Source organism: Autumnicola musiva (genome assembly GCF_031846585.1).
In the GTDB taxonomy this organism is placed as follows: Bacteria; Bacteroidota; Bacteroidia; order Flavobacteriales; family Flavobacteriaceae; genus Autumnicola; species Autumnicola musiva.
On the sequence record NZ_JAVRHK010000060.1, the window covers coordinates 1 to 1442 of the forward strand.

At 28.2% G+C, this 1442-nt stretch carries 1 protein-coding gene; it reads right to left on the reverse strand.

The genetic code is table 11. The features are described from left to right. Window positions 1-15 precede the first annotated feature (15 nt). Window positions 16-966, reverse strand: a complete 951-nt coding sequence (locus RM539_RS19810; RefSeq protein ID WP_311505153.1) for a hypothetical protein — start codon at window positions 964-966, stop codon at window positions 16-18. Window positions 967-1442 lie beyond the last annotated feature (476 nt).

Below are 1442 nucleotides of genomic sequence, written 5' to 3' on the forward strand. Positions count from 1 at the left end.
GGCAAGTCGTTTTTATTACTCTAATTGGTTTAGTTCGTCAGAAGATAATTCATATTTAGTTAGAAAATCATCTTTTTCAGTTTCCCAGTTTTCATAGTTCATTTTGATCTTTGAAGCTTTGTCTGTAACTGGAAATCCTAATTTTTCTTCTAAATAACTGTTCGAGGTTTTTATGGAATTGAAAAATGGTTGAAACACTAATTCCAATTCTTTTATTTTACTAATAAGGGTTAAAGTAGCTTTGTATAGTTTTTTATCTGATTGTATATTCTTTCTATTCTCAATTTTTAAAATTGAATATTCAATTTCTTTCAGTAATTCGTTTGATAAACTATCAACTCGCTCAAAATGATAGGTTTCAATTTTCTTATTCGATTCTCTCTTAGAATTTATTTTTTGTAGAAATTCATTTCTTGAATTAAATATTTCAGTAATATTTTCTTTTATTTCCAAGCACAACTGTGCCTGTTGAATTGCTTTTCCTTGAGCTTCTCTAAACCTCTTATCGTTTCCGGATAGTAAAGGTACTTTTTGTAATTCAAGAATTGAATCTATCTTATTATTCCAAATTCTTTGCTTCCAGTGTGAAAATCCATGAGAGGTGAGCTCATCATATTGTTTTGAAAAGGTATCTTCTTTTGCACTAAAAAATTTAATTATTTTCTCATATGATCGTGAATCATATTTTACTTTTCTAAGACTATCTTTAAGTTGGTTCTCATGAATTTTAACTATATCAAAATGTCTTTGTTCGTGATTTAATAACTTTTCAAACTCTATATCTTCATTAGATCTCCTCACCCAAGATTTTTCTGGGATCATTCCTGTAAATACTAAATAATGTGTTGGATTTGATGCGTAATTTGTTTTAAAATTTATTCCCGATTTAATAGTTGCATCAAATTCCGAATCATTTTGTATTTTCCCTTGAAAATCATTCCACTCTAAACTTTGGTAACTGACCATTGAACTTATATGTTGAAATACCTTTAAATCTGAAATTTGATTTAATATAAAGCTGATGACGAGAAATAATATTGGGAACTTTAAGCGCTTTAGGCTAACATTAAATTTTTGAATGAGTAAATAAAATATTATTGCTGTAATGAATAGTAAAATTAAATTGAGATAATAGTTGTAATAATAAAACCATAATTTCAACTCTACCGTAAAAATAATTATAGCAGAAAACAGACTAATTATGCCATCATTATATTTTGTTTGAAATAATCTCACTAGTCCAAAAACTATGAAATAAATGAAGGAAAGTAACATCGTCCAGTTTAAGATTCTAACACCATTTGATTTGTCAAATAAATAAATCAATGCATGTAATATGGTTAGACCTAGAATAATAATGTATGGAAGATTCTTCTTCATAAAAATGCTTGCCAACGGTCCCGGTTATCGCCAGTTGGCGGAGTAATGGACGCGGATTTGTG

Excerpts from the sequence above, each read along its gene's own strand:
- RM539_RS19810 (WP_311505153.1), bottom strand. The coding sequence starts at position 966 with ATGGTCAGTTACCAAAGTTTAGAGTGGAATGATTTTCAAGGGAAAATA.